Source organism: Niveispirillum irakense DSM 11586, assembly GCF_000429645.1.
Lineage (GTDB): Bacteria > Pseudomonadota > Alphaproteobacteria > Azospirillales > Azospirillaceae > Niveispirillum > Niveispirillum irakense.
Genome location: NZ_KE386933.1, coordinates 157,217 through 173,577 on the forward strand (window position 1 = coordinate 157,217; position 16,361 = coordinate 173,577).

Sequence of the window (16,361 nt, forward strand, 5' to 3'; positions counted from 1 at the left end):
AGGAGATACCGGCCAGCCACGCGGGAAACAGCCATGAGCATCGCCATCGTCCGTACCGTTGCCGACCTGCGCGCCCAGGTGGACCAATGGCACCGCGCCGGCCTGCGCGTGGCCATGGTGCCCACCATGGGCGCCCTGCATGACGGGCACCTGACCCTGGTGCGCCGGGGCCGGGAACGGGCGGACAAGGTGGTGGCCAGCGTCTTCGTCAACCCCACCCAGTTCGGCCCCAACGAAGATTTCACCCGCTATCCACGCGATGAGGCCGGCGATGCCGCCAAGCTGGCCAGCGCCGGCTGCGACCTGCTGTTCGCGCCGGGGGTGGAGGTGATGTATCCCACCGGTTTCGCCACCAGTATCGATGTCGGCCCCATCGCCACCCGCTGGGAAGGCGCCTTCCGCCCCGGCCATTTCCAGGGCGTGGCCACGGTGGTGACCAAGCTGCTGTCCCAGGCGCGGGCCGATATTGCCTGTTTCGGGGAAAAGGATTTCCAGCAATTAGCGGTCATCCGCCAACTGGTGCGCGACCTGGATTTGCCGGTGGCGATTGAGGGCGTGCCCACGGTGCGGGAGGCCGATGGTCTGGCCCTTTCCTCCCGCAATGCCTACCTTTCCGCCGATCAGCGGCAGGTGGCCGGGCAGTTGAACCGGGTTTTGCGCGACACGATCACCAAGGCCCTGACCCGCCCGGATGCGGTGGAAGCCGCCTGCCAGGAGGGGGCTTCGGCCCTGCTGGCGGCCGGGTTCGCTTCGGTGGATTATCTCGCCATCGTGGATGCCGCCACCCTGGAACCGCTATCCACGCTGGGCACCGCCCCCGCCCGCATCCTCTGCACCGCCCGGATTGGCGGGGTGCGGCTGCTGGATAATATGCCAGTCGTCTGATCCGGCTTATTCGCGTGCCATCTGGCGGGCCAGCCCGTCCAGCAACATATCCAGTCCGAACTGGAATCGCGCTTCAAGATCAGTATCGAAAAGCGCCTCCATCATGCCCAGCAGCCTGGGATGGCTGGCGCCGGCCGCCTCGGCAAAGCGGGATTTCAGTGCCGCAAGGTCGACAACCAAGGCGCCTGTCGCATCCACCAGCCCCTGTTCTTCAATCGTGAAGCCGATCACGTAAAAGAACAGGGAGCCGTTGGCCCAGGCGGCGACCTCGGCGGAAAAGCCAGCGCTGACAAGCGCGCCCATCACCCCGTCATTCACCCGCAGGATGTTGGGGGTGACGATATAGGTGCCGGCATAAAGCCGCCCGCCATCCCGCCGGGATAACAGGCCCTGGCGTAACTGGCGGGCGATCTGTTCCACCTGCACCCGCCAGGGGGCGGCGGGGTCGATATCGATGCAGACCCGATCCAGCAGCCGATCGGCCAGATGGTCGATCAGGGCCTCCTTATTTTTGAAATGCCAGTAAAGCGATGGCGCCTGGATGTTCAAGGCCTGGGCCAGCCGCCGCATGGTCAGCCCTTCCAGCCCCACCTCATCCAGCAGTGCCAGCGCTGCCTCTGTCACCTGTTCCCGCGTGATCCGCACTCACATCTCCTCGGTTTCCCCTTGTCACTCTAACAGTGTTAGTTTAACTAACGTTGTTAGATTTTGGCTGGAGGGACGAGATGATCGAGGCTGATACGGATCGGGTGGAAAGTCTGGAACAGTTACGCACGCTCTATGAGATGCCGCAGGATCGTATCTTGCGGATGAAGTTTCCCCGGCTGGACAGTTTCATGGAGGGCTTCATCGCGGCCAGCCCGCTGGTCTTCATCGCCACGGCTGGGCCAGACGTCCTGGATAACTCGCCCCGTGGCGGCAAGCCGGGCTTTGTGCGGGTGGTGGATGCGGGGCACCTGGCCATTCCCGACTGGCCGGGCAATAACAAGCTGGAAAGCATGACCAACATCCTGCATGCCGATGGGCGCTGCGGATTGGTCTTTGTCGTGCCGCATATGGACACGTTCCTGCGGATCAATGGCAAGGCGGTGCTGTCACGCCGTGCCGATCTGCTGGCAAGCATGGCAGAGAATGGCAGTCTGCCTAAGCTGGTGGTCCTGGTGACCGTGGAAGAGGCTTATTTCCATTGCGGCAAGGCGCTTCGCCGCTCCCATATCTGGGAGCCGGCGCAATGGGCAAAGCCGGAATTGCCGTCGGTCGGCACGATGATCAAGGCACAGTCGACTATGCCGGAGGTGACGGCGGATATGATCGACGCCGACTACCAGCGTGCCTTGCGCCAGGATCTTTATGGCTGAAGGCAGGTCGGCCCCCGTCGCTGCGGCGGTGGGGGCCGGTCTTTATTGTTACCACACACCCGTATTGGGCATGCTGGCCCAGGGTTCCTGCTTGGGCAGGGCCGGGCCCTTCTGCAACAACTCGATGGAGATATTGTCGGGCGAGCGGATGAAGGCCATGTAGCCGTCGCGCGGCGGGCGGTTGATGGTCACACCCTTGTCCAGCAGGGCCTGACAGGTGGCGTAGATATCATCCACGCGGAAGGCGAGATGGCCGAAATTGCGGCCGCCAGTATAGACCTCCGGATCCCAGTTATAGGTCAGTTCAACCTCGGCTTCCGGGTTCTCATCAGCGCCGAGATAGACCAGGGTGAAACGGCCGGCCTCATTCTCCATCCGCCGCGTTTCCTTCAACCCCAGCTTGTTGCAATAAAAATCCAGCGACTGTTCCAGATCGGTCACGCGGACCATCGTGTGGAGATATTTCATCTGCCCAATTCCCATCCAGGCGGGGATCACCCCGTAATATCCAATAGATAGAGCCAGCCCCCGGCCATTCCCAGCCCCATGGTGCCACCCCCGCCCTGCATCGGGCGCACAGGGTGACTTTACATTGCGCTGTTGCGCTGCGGCATTATTCATGTTGGCATGGATATTACCGGAAAATGGTGGAAACAGAAAAACCATTACCGGGCAGGGGCGGGCTGACGGGACCACGGATGACGAACGATCCGATCGCGCATATCTGGATATTGTCGGCGGCCGGGCTGGTCTTCGTCATGCAGTTGGGCTTCTGCCTGCTGGAAATCGGCTTCGTCCGCGCCAAGAACAGCATCAATGTCGCCATCAAGAATGTGATGGATTTCTGCATTGCCGGTTTCCTGTTCTGGCTGTTCGGCTATGCGTTGATGTTTGGCCCCAGCGTTGCGGCCTTGGTCGGGGTGGGGCCTGTCATGCCCGGCGCCGATCTGCCGTCGCAACAGCTTGTTTTCCTGCTGTTCCAGATGATGTTTTGCGGCACCGCCACCACCATCGTTTCCGGTGCCGTGGCCGAGCGGATGGGCTATGGCGCCTATATCATGGTGTCGGCCCTGCTATCGGCATTGATCTATCCGATTTTTGGCCATTGGGCCTGGGGCGGGCTGGCGGGTCCGGAAAGCCAGGGCTGGCTGGCGGCCCTGGGCTTTCTTGATTTTGCCGGCTCCACCGTCGTCCATTCCGTAGGCGGGTGGCTGGCCCTGGCGGCGGTCCTGGTCATCGGGCCGCGCACGGGCCGGTTCGATGCCGGGGTCAACACGCTGGGCAACGGCAATCTGACCATGGCCTCGGCAGGGGTGCTGGTCTTGTGGTTTGGCTGGCTGGGCTTTAATGGCGGCTCCGTCCTGGGGGATCTGGAACGGGCGCCGGGCGTGTTGCTGAACACGATGCTGGCCGGCTGTGCCGGCGGGCTGGCCGGGCATTTTGCGTCATCCCTGCTGATGCGCAAGCCGGCGGTCGAACATTTCCTCAATGGCATTCTGGGCGGGCTGGTGGCGGTCACGGCGGGCGCGCTTTATGTCGGTGCCGGCGCTGCGGCGTTGATCGGCGCCATTGGCGGCGTGCTGGTCATCGCAGGCGGGCGCCTGCTGGAACGGCTGCGCGTGGATGATGCCGTGGGAGCCGTGCCGGTGCACCTGTTCGCGGGCATCTGGGGCACCCTGGCGGTGGCCTTGTTCGGTGATGTTGCGCTGTTCGGCACTGGCCTTGGCCGATGGGAGCAATTGCAGGTTCAGGCGCTGGGCGTGGTGGCCTGTGGCACCTTCACGTTTGGCGCCGGCTATGGGTTGCTGCGGCTGCTGAACATGCTGGTCCCCTTGAGGATTGATGTGGAGGCGGAGCGGCTGGGCCTGAATATCGCCGAACATGGCGCGACATCGCCCATGCTGGATCTGGCGGCGGAGATGGAGCGGCACCGGTCGGAGGGCAAGTTCGACCGTCCCGTGCATGTGGAGCCGCAATCGGATGTGGAACTGATCGCCGCGCAATATAACCGCGTCATTTCCAAGGTGCAGACCGAGATACAGCGCCACGAACTGTTGCTGGAGGAACTGGGCAAAGCCAAGGTGGAGGCGGAAAATTCCAACACCGCCAAATCCCAGTTCCTGGCGACGATGAGCCACGAGTTGCGCACGCCGCTGAATGCCGTGATCGGCTTTTCCCACCTGATCGCGGATCAGGCCTATGGCCCGATTGATGAGCGCTATGTGGAACATGCCCAGGATATCAATGATGGCGGTAAGCATCTGCTGGCGCTGGTCAATGATGTGCTGGATTTCTCCCGGCTGGAGGCGGGCAAGTTCCAGCTTAACGAACAGCCGGTGGATTTGCGCCGCGTGATGGTGGGCGTGCATCGGCTGATGCTGCCCTTGGCAGAAGAAGGGGCGCTGGGCCTGACATTGGACATGCCGGAAGCGCTGCCGCCGCTGCTGGCGGATGAACGGGCCGTGCGCCAGATATTGATCAATCTGGTGGGCAATGCGGTGAAATTCACCCCCGCTGGCGCCCATGTCCGCATCCAGGCCCGGTTGGAGCCGGATTGGCGCCTGTGCATCACGGTTGCCGATCAGGGCATCGGCATGGACCCGCAACAGGTGCCCAAGGCGCTTGAACCCTTCACCCAGTTGGAGGGCGGGCTGGCCAAGGGACATGGTGGATCGGGCCTGGGCCTGTCGCTGGTCAATGCCCTGGTCCGGCTGCATGAAGGCACTATGGTGATCCAGACGGCACCGGGCCGGGGCACCACCATCCATATCCGCTTTCCCGCCCGCCGCACGATCGAGATGCCGGCCCGGTCGGGGGCCGGCCGTCCCCTGGCTTCCTCCCCAGCCAATGCGGCCAGGGGCTGAAGGCCGTCTTTCAGCCCGGCAGGCGCCGGTCATGCCAGTGTTTCAGCCATAGGGCGCTGCGCCCCAGCCACCAGCGCTGACCCGACCGGACCAGCCCCTCATGCCCCAGGGCCAGGCGGTGGCTGGGTTTGGCCGGGGGCAGGGCGCGCAGGGACTGTCCTGCCGCCAATGCCATCAGATTACGCGCCAGGGTGCGGCCATGGCGCAGGGCCGGGCCGGGGGCGTTGCTGCAATCGCCGCTGGCCAGCATGGTGGCGACCCCTTCCACCTGTAACCGCTCATCCACCCGGATGGCACCGTCCGGCGTGACGGGCAGGCCGCTGACGCGCGCCAGGGGCGGCGGTATCAGCCCCGTGGCATTGATGAACAGGTCGAAGGCGATACGGTCGCCAGTGGCCAGCACCGCCTCATTCTCCTCTACGCCGGTCACGGCGGCCTGTTCCTGCAGGATCGTGCCGGCGGCGGCTAGTTTTTCGATGATGCGGATGCCCGCCCGCTCCGGCAATTCGGTCAGCAATCGCCCCCGGCACAGGATGGTGATCACCACCTGTCCACCCTGTCGGCCCGCCAGGGTAAGGATCGCCATTGCCAGTTCCACCGCCGTCACCCCGCCACCCGCAATCACCAGCGCCACCGGCCGTCCGGGATGGCGGATGAACCGTTCCGTCAGTTCGTCGCGCAGGGCCAGAAGGCGGGAGAATGGCTTGGGCTGGAAACAGCGCGGATGGTTTTCCGTGCCGGGCAGGGGGCGTGGGATGCTGCCGACGGAGAGGGACAGGATGTCATAGGAAAGGGGCGCCCCGTCATGCCGATGAACCAGACGGGCGGCAGCGTCGATGCCAATCACGGCATCGTCGAAAAGATGTGCCTTGCCGCCGGCCACCAACTGCGACAGGGGCACGCCCTGCTCATGCCCTTCCTCGCCCGACAAAAGTGGGGCGGCATGGCAGCAGGCATGGAAAGGGCCGGGCGAGATCAACCCGACATCATGACCGGCCCCGGTCAGGGTGCCCGCCTGGGCCAGGACATGCAGATGCGCATGGCCGGCACCGACCAGCAGGATACGCGCCACCGGTACCGCTCAGCCCGCCGCCTTGGCGGTCGCGGCCGCGCCGACCGGATCGCGCAGCACATAGCCACGGCCCCAGACCGTTTCGATATAGTTCTCGCCCTCCGTGGCCGTCACCAGCTTCTTGCGCAGCTTGCAGACGAACACGTCGATGATCTTCAGTTCCGGCTCATCCATCCCGCCATAGAGATGGTTGAGGAACATCTCCTTGGTCAGGGTCGTGCCCTTGCGCAGGGACAGCAACTCCACGATGCCATATTCCTTGCCGGTCAGATGGACCGGCTGGTCATCGACGCTGACCGTCTTGGTGTCCAGGTTCACGACCATGCGGCCGGTCTTGATCACGCTTTGCGAATGGCCCTTGGACCGGCGGATGATCGCCTGGATGCGGGCCACCAGCTCGCGCTTGTCGAACGGCTTGGTGATGTAATCATCAGCGCCGAAGCCCAGACCCTTGATCTTGTTGTCCAGGTCGGACAGGCCGGACAGGATCAGGATCGGCGTCGTCACCCGGGCGGCGCGCAGGCGGCGCAGCACCTCATAGCCGTCCATGTCGGGCAGCATCAGATCCAGGATGATGATGTCGTAATCATACAGTTTGCCGATTTCCAGCCCGTCTTCGCCAAGGCTGGTGGCATCCACAATATAACCGCCTTCCGATGTCAGCATGAGCTGGATGCTCTTCTGCATCGCGGTGTCATCTTCTACCAGCAGGACGCGCATGACTTGTTCCTTGCAGCCGATAGCCTTGGTCGTGCGGGCCGGGCCCGCTGGGACGATCCCGTGGCGCCGTCCCCCCTCTCTTCTCCTAACACGGGAAATGGGGTCAGGGTTCGCCGCCAATCTTGGATCAGGTTAACAGAGCGCTTACGCTTATGCTATGCGGCGGCGGGCCATCATGGGTTAACCATGCTGGTGCATTGGTATGTGGTATAGGGTTTGGAGCCGCCCTTCGCGTTGGAGACCCCCATCATGGCTGTGCCCGATCCGGAACAGATGCTGCAGGATATCGAGGCTTTGCCCGCCTATCGTGTGTTCGGCCGTGTCACGTCCGTGCTGGGCATGATGGTGGAGGTGGGCGGCGTGGAGCGGCGGCTGTCCATCGGCGGGCGCTGCCGCGTGTTCAGCCGGGGCGGCCGTGTCGTCCCGTGTGAGGTGGTGGGCTTCCGCAATGGCCGCGCCCTGCTGATGCCATTCGGCACTCTGGATGATATCGGCCTGGGCTGCCGGGCGGAGGTGGCGGAAGGACAGGCGGCGATATATCCCACCCCAGCCTGGCTGGGCCGGGTGATCAATGCGCTGGGGCAGCCTATCGACGGCAAGGGGCCGCTGCCGCAGGGTGACCGGGCGGTGATGATCAAGGCCAGCCCGCCGCCAGCCCATACCCGCAAGCGTGTGGGCGGCAAGATGGATCTGGGGGTGAAGGCCATCAACACCTTCCTGTCCTGCTGCCGGGGCCAGCGCATGGGTATTTTTGCCGGCTCCGGTGTCGGCAAATCGGTGCTGATGTCCATGCTGGCGAAATATACCGAGGCCAATATCAGCGTCATCGGCCTGATCGGTGAGCGTGGGCGCGAGGTGCAGGAATTCCTGGAACATGATCTGGGGCCGGATGGTATTGCCCGGTCCGTCGTGGTGGTCGCCACCAGTGACGAGCCGCCGCTGATGCGCCGTCAGGCGGCCTATATGACGCTGGCCGTGTCGGAATATTTCCGTGATCTGGACCAGGATGTGCTGTGCCTGATGGACAGCGTCACCCGTTTCGCCATGGCCCAGCGTGAGATCGGCCTGTCGGCGGGGGAGCCGCCGACCACCAAGGGCTATCCGCCCACCGTCTTCGCTGAATTGCCGCGCCTGTTGGAACGGGCCGGTCCCGGCACGGGGCAGGGCACGATCAGCGGCCTGTTCACCGTGCTGGTGGAAGGCGGCGATATGGAAGAACCCATTGCCGACGCCGTGCGCGGTATTCTGGATGGCCATATCGTCATGGAGCGCCGCATCGGGGAGCGCGGGCGCTATCCCGCCATCAATATCCTGCGTTCCGTCAGCCGCACCATGCCGGGCTGCAACACGGCGGAGCAGAATGCCCTGGTCGGGCGTGCGCGCCGCTTGATGTCGGTCTATTCCGACATGGAGGAGATGATCCGGCTGGGCGCTTATCGCAAGGGCAGCGACCCGCAGGTGGACGAGGCAATCCATTTCAACCCGGCGCTGGAGACCTTCCTGCGCCAGGGCAAGGGGGATCGCAGCACGCTGGACCAGGGCTATGCCGAGCTTGAAGCCATCCTGCATGGTGCCGCATGAAAGATCTGAAGCCGATCATCCGGCTGAACCAGCGATCTGTCGATGAACGCCGCCGCCATCTGGGGGAGCTTCAGCGCGTTGAGCAGAAGCTGCTGGAGGATCGCGCCGCGTTTGAGGACCGGGTGGTGCAGGAACGCACCCTGGCGGGCACCGACCTGCTGCTGGCCCGCGCGCTACCTTCCTTCCTGCGCCACGCCAAAGACCGGCTGGAACAGTTTGACCGGTCCCATGCCCTGCTGCGGGTGGAGATCGCCAAGGCGGAAGAAATGGTGGCGGAAGCCTTCCGCGAGCTGAAAAAGTTTGAGCAGGTACAAGAACAGCGCGATCTGGCCGCCAAGGAGGCCCGCCGTCATCGGGAAACCCAGATGTTCGATGAAGTCGCCTCCATCCGCTTTTCCCGCCAGCAGGATGGCGGCGGCGGCTCGGAGTAACGCCATCGGCAAGGATTTTGGCCGATGCGCGGGCCGCCCACTGCCGCCGTGCTGCGCGTGCGGCGTGCCCAAGGGCGGGGAGCGCCCGCCCGGCGATTGTGGGGCTCTAAGCGTTTTGCCTGCCGCCCGCTCAGTGCAGGTCGCGCAGGTTGTGGCGGATTTCCAGCATCTGGTCGATATTGGCCAGGAACAGCTTGGTCAGGTCCGGGTCCAGATGCTGGCCGGCAGCGCCGTGCAGAAATTCCAGCACGTCCGGCACGGGCCAGGGGTGTTTATAGGGGCGGGGCGATAAGAGCGCGTCAAAGACATCGCATACCGCCACGATCCGCCCGCTCAGGGGGATACCCTCCCCGGCAAGCCCGTGCGGATAGCCGCTGCCATCCCATTTCTCGTGATGGGTCAGCGCGATTTCCGACGCCATATCCAGCAAGGGCTGACCGCTGCCGGCCAATATCTGCGCGCCCATGGTGCAATGGTTGCGCATCACCACCCATTCATCCGCATCCAGCTTGCCCGGCTTCAGCAATACCCGGTCCGGAACGCCGATCTTGCCGATATCATGCAGGGGGGCAGCATGGGTGATGGTGCTGCAGAAATCCGGGCTTTGTCCGGAAAGTTCGGCCAGGGTGCCGGCCAACTGGCCAATGCGCACGATATGCTTGCCGGTATCCTCGTCACGGAATTCGCCGGCGCTGCATAAGCGATGGATAATCTCCGTCCGGGCCCGTTCCAGTTCCGCCGTCCGTTCCTCCACCAGCCGCTCCAGCACGCGGGCATGGTCACGCTGGGCGCGATGCAGCATATGAAGCTGTAGCAGATTGCGGGCCCGGACATTCAGTTCCCAGGCGGTGAAGGGCTTCAGCACATAGTCGATGGCGCCGGTTTCCAGCGCCCGGCGGCGGCAGGCCTCGCTATTGTCCGCCGTGATCATCAGGACGGGCGGCGCCTCGTTCCCCAGCATCGCGCGCATCCGCTCAATGAAGGTGGGGCCGTCCATCACGGGCATATTATAATCCAGCAGGACCAGATCCGGCGGGTCGTCATGGCACAGGGCCAGCCCCTGCAAGGGATCAACCGTCCCTGTGATCTGGGACAGGCCGTTTCCCTTCAGCATCGCGCTGATCACGTCGACGCTGAATTGAAGATCATCCACGATAAGCACTTTGGCCCGGCGCACCCAAGCGTCACCGGAATGGATCATCTCCATCGCCATCAGGGCCTCTCCGCCATATGCATGTGGCACCGCACAAGATGAAGGAGTAGATGCTTTAATGCTTAATATTAAGCATTAAAGCATGTCATCGCCCGTTGTTCCATGGCGATTCTTTCATCTGATTGGTGGGGTAGGGAAAGCTGCTTCAGCCCATTTGCGTCGGCAAGAAGGCGAGTAGAAGAACGGTATCAGCTTCTTGGTGATTTACAGGCGCCTCTTCCAGGCAAAATAGGAAGGTTCAAAGATTGAAGCATGCGAGGGCTTTCTATCTAATTTCATACAACGAAGGTAGTAATACTGGCAGACGGGGTGGTCGCGAAACCATCCTTAAGTATGCGTTTTGGTGGGTGAGGGCAGATAATTCACCCTTACCGTGTCGGCTGCGAATTCTCTGAATATCTGAGTCGCGAGGTGCGTGCAGGGACATCGCGCCCACACCTATCCTTCCGGATAGGTCCGGTGAGGGAAGGGCCATGACGTCATCCCAAAGGGCGGATGTGAAGGCGCCCACGCCTTTATTTGGTGGGGCACCATCATGCGGTTTACAGAATATGTTCGCGTGGGAACCCGGCGGTGGAGGTGGCCTCTGCGGGTTATGCTCACGGGTGTTGCCACCTTATTGCTGGTTGGCGCCTATCTGGGCGGCCTGCAACTGACGGGCAATTTCCATACGGTTCTGCCGCATGAACTTTATCGTTCTGCCCAACCGTCGCCGACGCAGATTGCGGCCTATGCCGCCACCTATGGCATCCGCAGCATTATCAATCTGCGCGGCGGGAATCCTGGCCGTGACTGGTATGAGGGGGAACGCGCCATGGCCCGGCGGCTGGGCATCCTGCATGTGGATTTTGCCATGTCCGCCAAACGGCCGCTGGATGATGGCAGGGCGGCGCAGTTGATCGCCCTGTTACGCAGTGTGCCTAAACCGGTGCTGATCCATTGCCAGGCCGGGGCAGACCGCACCGGCCTGGCGGCGGCGCTTTATCTTGCTGCCATTGCGGGCCAGGGAGAGGCGGCATCGGAGGGGCAGCTTTCACTTCTGTATGGCCATCTCAGCCTGCCGATCCTGGCACCTTATGCGATGGATGACAGTTTTGAACGGCTGGAGCCGGCTTTGGGCTTTGCCGGCTCCTGACCCCAGCGTTCTATCCAGTTACTCTTCCTGCGCCGCGGCAGCCCCACCGCGGAAGCCCATGGCGACAATATAGGTCTCGCTGCTGTCCTGCCGGCTGGCGGCGGGCTTGGCGTGGCGGACGGTGGTGAAGTCCTTTTTCATCTGGGCCAGCAATTCCCGCTCCGCCCCGCCCTGGAACAGCTTGCAGATGAAATGGCCGCCCGGCGCCAGCACCTCGGTGGCGAACTGATAGGCCATTTCGGCCAGCCCCATGATGCGCAGATGGTCGGTCTGGGTGTGGCCGGTCGTGTTGGCCGCCATGTCGGACATGACGATATCGGCTGGGCCTTTCAACAGCGATTTCAGCCGCTCCGGGGCTTCCGGCACGGTGAAATCCATCTGGAAGGTGGTGGCACCAGGCACCGGCTCCATCTCCAGCAGGTCAAGGCCGATCACCTGTCCGGTGCCACCCTTGTCGGATTTGGATTTTTCCACCGCAACCTGGGTCCAGCCCCCCGGCGCGGCGCCCAGATCAACGACGCGCTGGCCCCGCTTCAGCAGGCCAAATTTCTCGTCAAGCTGCAACAGCTTGAAGGCGGCACGGCTGCGCAGCCCCCGCTTCTTCGCTTCAACCACATAAGGGTCGTTAAGCTGGCGTTCCAGCCACCGGGCAGAGGATACCGACCGACGCTTCGCCGTCTTCACGCGCACGGCCTGATTACGGCCGGTGGGAATATTGCCGGAAGATTTCGTCATGGTCGTAAAAACCCAGGAAAAGAAAATGATCTACAGGGCGGATATCGGCTGAAAGCAGCAGGCGCGCAAGACCGGCGGCCGCAACCCTGCCCATCGGCACGCCGCTGCGGGACAGATCACCGCCGGCGGCGCCGGGCCTGGGCCGCCAGTTCAAACAGGATGCCTTCGCGCACCCCCCGATCGGCGATGCGCAGTTGCGGTACGGGCCATTGCCGCCAGATCGCATCCAGGATGGCACAGCCCGCCACCACCAGATCGGCCCGGTCGCGACCGACACAGGGTTGCCCGGCGCGGCCCATATAATCCAGCCCCAGCAGCGTTTCAGAGATGGAGCGGGCCTGGTCCCGGTCCAGCCATGCCCCATCCACGCGGGACCGGTCATAGCGTGACAGGCCCATCTGAATGCCGGCCAATGTGGTCACGGTGCCGGATGCGCCCAGCATCTGTACCCGCCCGGTCTTCACAGCGGCAGCGATGCCATTGCGCCGGTCGAAATCGGTCAGTCCGGCGGCGACCTTATCCATCATGCGGCGGTAATCGTGCGGGCAGACGCGGTCACCGCCATAGGTTTCCGTCAGGTTCACCACACCCAATGGCACGGAAATCTGGTCCAGCACCACGGGGCGGCCGCGGATCAGTTCGATCCAGATCATCTCTGTGGAGCCGCCGCCAATATCGAAGACCAGGGCGTTGGGGATGGTCGGGTCCAGCAGGGGGGAGCAGCCGGTCATGGCCAGCCGCGCCTCCTCCTTCGGGGAAATAATCTCGATCTGCAATCCGGTTTCGGTCTGTACCCGGTCTAGGAAGGCATCACAATTATCGGCCCGGCGGCACGCTTCGGTACCGACGGCGCGGACCAGATTGACGCCACGCCGCTCCATTTTCGACCGGCAGACCTTCAGGGCCTGGACTGTGCGCGACATGGCATCATCGCGCAGCGTGTCGGACCGGGATAAGCCTTCACCCAGCCGCACGATGCGGGAAAAGGCGTCCACGACGCGGAACCCTTCCCGGCAGGGGCGGGCGATCAGCAGCCGGCAATTATTGGTGCCCAGATCCAGCGCGGCCAGCACAGGCGCGCGTCCATATTCTTCCAGGCAGGTAAAAGGCGACATGGCGTAGCGCGTATCACCGGGCGGCAATAGGGATCCTGCCGGCGTCTCCGCCGGTTCAAGACCCTGCTTGTCCGCAGGTCGCTGCGCTAACCCCACCTCCACGCTCTGATCCTCAGTCCAGGGGGCTGCGCCACGCGCGTCCGCACCCCATGTCATCATTCCGATATCATATCGTAACCATTGATGGGCTGCCTGCAAGCATCCATCCGCGTCCGACCTGTGATCAGGCGCTTATATCATGTAGCTATTCGTCATGGTTCATTGAATGCATGCAAGATATGCAAATTTGTTCGCCTTGAGGGCTTCCCAACCCGTGAGGTGGGTGCTATAAGCCCGCCCACCCCGACGGCGGCGCTGAAGACAATCTTCAAAGCCGGTGTCGACGATCTGATGGGGGATCGTCTAACGGTAGGACAGCGGACTCTGACTCCGCCAGTCTAGGTTCGAATCCTAGTCCCCCAGCCATAAGAAGCCCGGCGCAAGCCGGGCTTTTTTCTTTTCAGCCCTCAAAACATCCGGATGTAGGCAGCCAAGAGAACAGTAAATTTCTGTTCTCTTTTCTCTGTTTGCCAATTTTTGGTATCAATTTCCTGAATTTTCCAAACAAACACATGTTATATTCATTTTATATTTCGAATTCGTGGATTATGGTTCTTGTGGTTTTGTTTGTGTGGAAATCGTTTATTATCTATTAAATGGGAAACATGAACTTCAGTACATGGTTCGTATAATTTACTTCTAATTTTTTAGGTGCGAAGCTCCTCCCATAATCCGGCACCAGATAGGCCGGGACGGGATCAGGGGATATATGATGCTGTTCAACAATCATGATGCAGAGGCAGTCCTTCACGCGGTCGGTGATGCCCAGGCCATCATTGAGTTCACGCCGAATGGCACCATTCTGAACGCCAACCCCAATTTTCTGGCGGCGGTCGGATATGCTCTGACAGAGATCAAGGGCCGGCATCACAGCATTTTCGTGGACCCGGTGACCAAGGCCAGCGCCGACTATGCCGATTTCTGGCAAGCCCTGGCCAAGGGCAAGAAAGGGATTGCCCAAACGGTCAAGCGCCTGGCCAAGGGTGGCCGGGAAATCTGGATCCACGGCTCCTATAATCCCGTCTTTGACCGGCAGGGCCGGGTGACCAAGGTGGTCAAGGTTGCCTCTCTGGTCACCGAGGAGCATCGCCGTATGCTGGAACTGGAAGGCCAGATCGCGGCCCTGAACCGGTCCCAGGCGGTCATTTCCTTCGACATGGATGGCACCATCCTGGAGGCCAACGACAACTTCCTGAAGACAGTCGGCTATACGCTGGGAGAAATCAAAGGCCGTCACCATCGCATGTTCGTGACGCCGGAGGAGGCAGCCAGCCCCGATTACCGCGCCTTCTGGGAAGGGTTGCGCGCTGGCCGTTATTCCCAGTCGGAGTTCAAGCGTGTGGGTAAAGGGGGGCGGGTTGTCTATATCCAGGCAACCTACAATCCCATCCTGGATGGCGAGGGTAAGCCTTTCAAGGTCGTGAAGTTCGCAACCGACATTACGGCAACGGTCCTGGCCCGCCACGACAAGGAAGAGACGCTGGATGCGGTGCAGAAATATCTCGGCGATATCGTCCAGGCCGTGGAGCAATCCAACAATCAGGCCCTGACGGCCGCATCCGCGTCGCAGCAGACATCGGTCAATGTTGCGGCGGTCGCTTCCGGTTCCGAACAGCTCGATGCTTCCATCCAGGAAATTGCGCGCAGCATGTCCCGGTCGAAGGAAGCGACGGAGAAGGCCTTTTCGGAAGCCACTGTCGTAGATGAGGCGACGCAACGCCTGCTGACCACCACCCAGTCGATGGGGGGCATCGTCAAGCTGATTGGCGATATTGCCGGCCAGATCAATATGCTGGCCCTGAATGCCACTATTGAGAGCGCACGGGCTGGCGATGCCGGGCGGGGCTTCGCTGTCGTCGCGGCGGAGGTGAAGAGCCTTGCCCGTCAGGCCAGCGATGCGACGCAGAAGATTACCGGGGAGATCAACGGCCTGCAGGGCGTGGCTGATGATGTGGCGGAAAAGCTGGCCGCCATCCGGGGCGCCATTGATGCCGTACGCAACTATGTCATGGGCACCAGCAGCGCGGTCGAGGAACAGAGCGCCGTCGCCCGGTTGATGAACACGAATATGCGGGGGGCATCGGGTGCCGTGGCCCAAATCCACCATAGCGTGGACGAGATTGCCAACAGCACCCAGACGGCCAATAAATATGTCGGCAGCGTGCGCGAAGCCCTGCGCCGGATCGCCTGATCCGCCAGGACCCCGTCTGTCACGGTTTTGCTGCCGCCACCTTTTCTTCATGCACCCGCAGATGCAGCAGGGCCAGTGACAGCAGCGATGTTGTCACCCCCTTTGCGGCGCCTTTTTGCACCATATCGCCCAGGATATGCTCAACCTCTGTCCGGCTGCCGCGGGCCATGTCACGCGCCATGGACGCAGCGACATCACTGGTCTTGTCGGTGACCTGGGCCCGATAACCCTGCATCACCGCCGGGCGCGGGGCATGGCCTTCCGCCGTGGCAATCGCCGCACATTCCGCCAGCAGCGCTTCCATGAAGGCGGTACCGCCGGGCTGGCGGCAGATGGCGCCGACAGGGCCGCGCATCAGGCAGGTGCCCGCGGCCAGCGTGGTCAGGAAGACAAACTTCTCCCACATATCCTGCATGATGGCGTCACTTTGCTGCCAATCCACCTTGGCCGGGGCCAGGGCGCTGGCCAGCTTGTCCACCATCAGCTTCTGTTCCGGCTGTCGGGCGCCGAAGATCAGCCGGTGGATGGGGGACAGGTGGCGCACCACGCCTTCGCCATCCAGGGTGATCGGGATATGGCACAGCCCGCCCATCACCCGTTCAGGCCCGAAATGCCGGTCCAGAACCTCCATATGACGCAGGCCGTTCAGCAGCGGCATGATGATCGTATCCGGCCCCACAGCCGGCCCGATCGCTTCCATCGCGCTGTCCAGGTCATAGGCTTTGCAGGTCAGCACCACCAGATCATAGGGCTTGCGGGCCTTGGTGATGGCCTGGGCCGGCAGCAGCATGTCGCCATGCTGGCTGGTGACCCGCAGCCGGCCTTCCATCAACTGGGCATAGCGGCGCTGGCGGACCAGGAAGCTGACATTGGCGCCGGCTTCCATCAGACGGCCGCCGAAATAACCGCCGACCCCGCCGGCGCCCAGGAAAAGGATACGCATCGCTTACACTCTCTCTGGC

Annotated in this window: 15 protein-coding genes and 1 tRNA gene; 8 read left to right on the top strand and 8 right to left on the bottom strand. The window is 62.6% G+C overall.

Annotated elements, in window-relative coordinates:
- Window positions 1-33 precede the first annotated feature (33 nt).
- Window positions 34-885: a pantoate--beta-alanine ligase gene (gene panC / locus G473_RS0114760; RefSeq protein ID WP_029013732.1), complete on the top strand. Its 852-nt coding sequence runs from the start codon at window positions 34-36 to the stop codon at window positions 883-885.
- Window positions 886-891: 6 nt separating this feature from the next.
- Here the strand turns inward: panC and G473_RS0114765 are convergent, their stop codons facing one another.
- A complete protein-coding gene (locus tag G473_RS0114765) occupies window positions 892-1,530 on the bottom strand; it encodes a TetR/AcrR family transcriptional regulator C-terminal domain-containing protein (RefSeq protein WP_029013733.1) in 639 nt (212 codons plus the stop codon).
- 80 nt (window positions 1,531-1,610) lie between these two features.
- On the opposite strand from G473_RS0114765, the gene G473_RS0114770 reads away from it, so the two are divergent.
- The gene (locus tag G473_RS0114770) at window positions 1,611-2,243 is read left to right on the top strand and encodes an MSMEG_1061 family FMN-dependent PPOX-type flavoprotein (protein ID WP_035707428.1); all 633 of its coding nucleotides are present in this window, start codon (window positions 1,611-1,613) and stop codon (window positions 2,241-2,243) included.
- A 48-nt stretch (window positions 2,244-2,291) separates the two neighbouring features.
- Here the strand turns inward: G473_RS0114770 and G473_RS0114775 are convergent, their stop codons facing one another.
- The gene (locus tag G473_RS0114775) at window positions 2,292-2,711 is read right to left on the bottom strand and encodes a VOC family protein (RefSeq protein WP_029013735.1); all 420 of its coding nucleotides are present in this window, start codon (window positions 2,709-2,711) and stop codon (window positions 2,292-2,294) included.
- Between the two features lie 230 nt (window positions 2,712-2,941).
- Between G473_RS0114775 and amt the strand changes: the two genes are divergently transcribed.
- Window positions 2,942-5,107, top strand: coding sequence for an ammonium transporter (gene amt / locus G473_RS29395; protein WP_161630996.1), 2,166 nt, complete (start codon window positions 2,942-2,944; stop codon window positions 5,105-5,107).
- Window positions 5,108-5,117: 10 nt separating this feature from the next.
- Here the strand turns inward: amt and G473_RS0114785 are convergent, their stop codons facing one another.
- Together G473_RS0114785 and ctrA are read right to left on the bottom strand one after the other, a co-directional pair.
- Complete coding sequence (locus G473_RS0114785; protein ID WP_029013736.1) at window positions 5,118-6,179, bottom strand: NAD(P)/FAD-dependent oxidoreductase; 1,062 nt, start codon at window positions 6,177-6,179, stop codon at window positions 5,118-5,120.
- Between the two features lie 9 nt (window positions 6,180-6,188).
- Window positions 6,189-6,899 carry a response regulator transcription factor CtrA gene (ctrA, locus tag G473_RS0114790; RefSeq protein ID WP_029013737.1) on the bottom strand — a complete coding sequence of 237 codons (711 nt, stop codon included), beginning with the start codon at window positions 6,897-6,899 and terminating at the stop codon, window positions 6,189-6,191.
- Window positions 6,900-7,148: 249 nt separating this feature from the next.
- Here ctrA and fliI point away from each other — a divergent pair, with 249 nt between their 5' ends.
- Both fliI and G473_RS0114800 read left to right on the top strand, forming a co-directional pair.
- Window positions 7,149-8,480 (top strand): flagellar protein export ATPase FliI, encoded by a 1,332-nt coding sequence (gene fliI, locus G473_RS0114795; RefSeq protein WP_035707431.1) that lies wholly within the window; start codon window positions 7,149-7,151, stop codon window positions 8,478-8,480.
- Complete coding sequence (locus tag G473_RS0114800; protein ID WP_029013739.1) at window positions 8,477-8,911, top strand: flagellar export protein FliJ; 435 nt, start codon at window positions 8,477-8,479, stop codon at window positions 8,909-8,911. Before fliI ends, G473_RS0114800 begins: the two co-directional genes overlap by 4 nt.
- Before the next feature lie 130 nt (window positions 8,912-9,041).
- Here G473_RS0114800 and G473_RS0114805 read toward each other — a convergent pair whose 3' ends face one another.
- Window positions 9,042-10,124: an HD domain-containing phosphohydrolase gene (locus G473_RS0114805; protein ID WP_051330314.1), complete on the bottom strand. Its 1,083-nt coding sequence runs from the start codon at window positions 10,122-10,124 to the stop codon at window positions 9,042-9,044.
- Window positions 10,125-10,719: 595 nt separating this feature from the next.
- Here G473_RS0114805 and G473_RS0114810 point away from each other — a divergent pair.
- Window positions 10,720-11,259, top strand: coding sequence for a tyrosine-protein phosphatase (locus G473_RS0114810; RefSeq protein ID WP_035707434.1), 540 nt, complete (start codon window positions 10,720-10,722; stop codon window positions 11,257-11,259).
- A gap of 18 nt (window positions 11,260-11,277) precedes the next feature.
- Here the strand turns inward: G473_RS0114810 and G473_RS0114815 are convergent, their stop codons facing one another.
- Window positions 11,278-11,994: an RlmE family RNA methyltransferase gene (locus G473_RS0114815; protein ID WP_051330315.1), complete on the bottom strand. Its 717-nt coding sequence runs from the start codon at window positions 11,992-11,994 to the stop codon at window positions 11,278-11,280.
- 116 nt (window positions 11,995-12,110) lie between these two features.
- The gene (locus G473_RS27105) at window positions 12,111-13,268 is read right to left on the bottom strand and encodes a Ppx/GppA phosphatase family protein (protein WP_245580074.1); all 1,158 of its coding nucleotides are present in this window, start codon (window positions 13,266-13,268) and stop codon (window positions 12,111-12,113) included.
- 232 nt (window positions 13,269-13,500) lie between these two features.
- Here G473_RS27105 and G473_RS0114830 point away from each other — a divergent pair.
- A tRNA-Gln gene (locus G473_RS0114830) sits at window positions 13,501-13,574 on the top strand.
- A 343-nt stretch (window positions 13,575-13,917) separates the two neighbouring features.
- Window positions 13,918-15,399, top strand: a complete 1,482-nt coding sequence (locus G473_RS31095; protein ID WP_029013744.1) for a methyl-accepting chemotaxis protein — start codon at window positions 13,918-13,920, stop codon at window positions 15,397-15,399.
- Between the two features lie 19 nt (window positions 15,400-15,418).
- Here G473_RS31095 and G473_RS0114840 read toward each other — a convergent pair whose 3' ends face one another.
- Complete coding sequence (locus tag G473_RS0114840) at window positions 15,419-16,342, bottom strand: ketopantoate reductase family protein (RefSeq protein ID WP_029013745.1); 924 nt, start codon at window positions 16,340-16,342, stop codon at window positions 15,419-15,421.
- Window positions 16,343-16,361: the final 19 nt, after the last annotated feature.